The sequence below is a fragment of the Paracoccus sp. (in: a-proteobacteria) genome (genome assembly GCF_047973135.1).
Classification (GTDB): Bacteria; Pseudomonadota; Alphaproteobacteria; order Rhodobacterales; family Rhodobacteraceae; genus Paracoccus.
Window position 1 is genome coordinate 1 of the sequence record NZ_JBKEBL010000332.1, and the last position, 1,929, is coordinate 1,929.

Annotated in this window: 3 protein-coding genes; 1 reads left to right on the forward strand and 2 read right to left on the reverse strand. The window is 65.9% G+C overall.

Features of this window, described 5'->3' with window-relative positions; genetic code table 11:
* A partial coding sequence (locus ACK5L9_RS23575) for a phage tail tube protein (protein WP_416913895.1) occupies window positions 1–843 on the reverse strand: 843 nt, incomplete at its 3' end.
* Window positions 844–935: 92 nt separating this feature from the next.
* On the opposite strand from ACK5L9_RS23575, the gene ACK5L9_RS23580 reads away from it, so the two are divergent.
* On the forward strand, window positions 936–1,406 hold the full coding sequence (locus tag ACK5L9_RS23580) for a thermonuclease family protein (protein ID WP_416913896.1): 471 nt from the start codon (window positions 936–938) through the stop codon (window positions 1,404–1,406).
* Between the two features lie 7 nt (window positions 1,407–1,413).
* Here the strand turns inward: ACK5L9_RS23580 and ACK5L9_RS23585 are convergent, their stop codons facing one another.
* Window positions 1,414–1,836 carry an acyl-CoA transferase gene (locus ACK5L9_RS23585; RefSeq protein ID WP_416913897.1) on the reverse strand — a complete coding sequence of 141 codons (423 nt, stop codon included), beginning with the start codon at window positions 1,834–1,836 and terminating at the stop codon, window positions 1,414–1,416.
* Between the last annotated feature and the right edge of the window lie 93 nt (window positions 1,837–1,929).

Sequence of the window (1,929 nt, forward strand, 5' to 3'; positions counted from 1 at the left end):
CTGTGGTCCGGATATTTCGAGCCGTGGGCGCGGCAGGTAGACGGCATGCACGGTGAAGGTGAAGCTTTCGCCCGAGGGCAGGGCATAGTAAAACGCCAGCGCACAAGGATCGCCATCAAGGGCCTGTGCTACCAGTGTGCTGTCCGAGAACCGCACCTCGATGGAGCCGGTCAGCGCGGCAATCGAGGGAGCAGCGCCATCGATGCGGCCCGAGGCGCGGATGGTCTCGATCCGGTCGAGATTATTGGCATAGGCGATCTGGGCCGAGACGACATTGCCGAGCGCCGCGCCGTTTCGGGTGATCGATCCGTTGAAATGCCCGAAGCGCTTCAGATCAATGGGGGCGGGCGTGCCAGCGCTGCTGATGGTGCCGATGGTCTCGCCCTGCGCGACCAGCCGCGCGGTCGCGGTCAACAGACCCGAGCGCTGCATCTGCCAGCTGAGCTGGTCCAGCACGCATCCGGAATAGATCGCATAGCGCGGCACCTCCGGCATGCCGGTCTCGATGGAGAGGCTGGGTAGCGTCCAGGCCCCCGAGCGGAACTCATGCGTCCAAGGCCCGGTGCCGGTCGTCACTGGTTCCCCGAAGGCTGCCTTCAGCCAGAAGCCGAACGCCTCTGCATCGATCGGCACGACGACATCGCCATCGGCGGTCACCGCATCCTTGATCGGCGCCAGCGGATCGCGGCCATAGCCCAAGAGTTCCGAGTTCAGCAGCGGCTGTTCCGCCCCGAGCGTGGTGCTGGCAAAGGGCATCTTCGTGAAACCGCCCGCGGGCGGCGTGCCATAAACGGTCTCGAACGCAAGCGCCATCTGCGCCCGCGCCCCCTGGGCTCGTGCCATGAAAAATCCTTTCGGTCGGTGTCAAGTTGAGGATGTGTGGGGCGCGCTGTTGCTGGTTCTGGCCACGTCCCGCAGAATGGGCAGGTGTTGGGATGCTGGTCGTGAGGGGTGCGAAAGTGGGTTTGGGATTGCGGCGAGCCGCCGGTTGGCTGCTAGGAGGGCGGGCCGCCGCCTCGGTTATCACTGCGGTGGTTCTGACGGGATGCGTGCCGACCGAGGTCGCGGCACCCGCGACGCCATCACGGTTCGATTTTGCCGGTCAGGTGACGCGGGTTGCCGATGGCGACACGTTCTGGGTCAGCGGCCAACGCACCCGCATCCGGGTCTGGGGGCTCGACGCGCCGGAGATCGGAAATGCCGGAGGGTCAGCGGCGACGGCGCAACTCGCAGGCCTCGTATCTGGACGTACCGTCCAATGCCGGATGCGCGATGTCGACCGCTACGGGCGCATCGTCGGGCAATGCTGGCTGCCGGACGGTCGCGACATCGCGGCGACGATGATCGCCAGTGGCACCGCGCGCGAATATTGCCGCTTCTCGGGCAATTATTACGGCACCTGCTGATCGGCGGTCACGCCAGCGGGTCGGTTGTCGTGTAGTGCAGGATCACAGGAATGACCGCCGCCTTGAGGCTGGCCGCGCCCTCGACCGGAAGATCGACCGGGCGCGGCGCTTCCGCTTCGACCCAGTCGCAAAGCCCTCCCAGCGTTCGGTCGGCGGCGATCACGGTGCCGATGCTGGCACATAGGGCGTCGAAGGCGGCGCCACGGTCAAAGCCCTGAATGACCGCCTCGATCTCGGCGCGGTGCTGGTAGTGGTAGGCGACTGGCGACAGCGTCACCTCAGGTTCGCCTGGGTCGCCGTCGCGCAGGATCAGGAGGCCGTCGGGCGGCACGCGTTCGGGCAGGGCGTCGCCGCGTAGGGAGGTGGTGGTGGGCAGCGATGAAAGACGCGCGTGCAGCGCGGTCAGGATGGTTTCGCGGAGGGTGGGCATCTGTTAGTTCTTTCCCGGTATACTGCTTAACGAAGTTGGGGATCATTTGAAGATTCGCGGATTGCCGGGACTCGCATTGAAAGCCGCGCGGGA

Coding starts and splice junctions, on each gene's coding strand:
- ACK5L9_RS23580 (WP_416913896.1), top strand. CDS start 936: ATGCTGGTCGTGAGGGGTGCGAAAGTGGGTTTGGGATTGCGGCGAGCC.
- ACK5L9_RS23585 (WP_416913897.1), bottom strand. CDS start 1,836: ATGCCCACCCTCCGCGAAACCATCCTGACCGCGCTGCACGCGCGTCTT.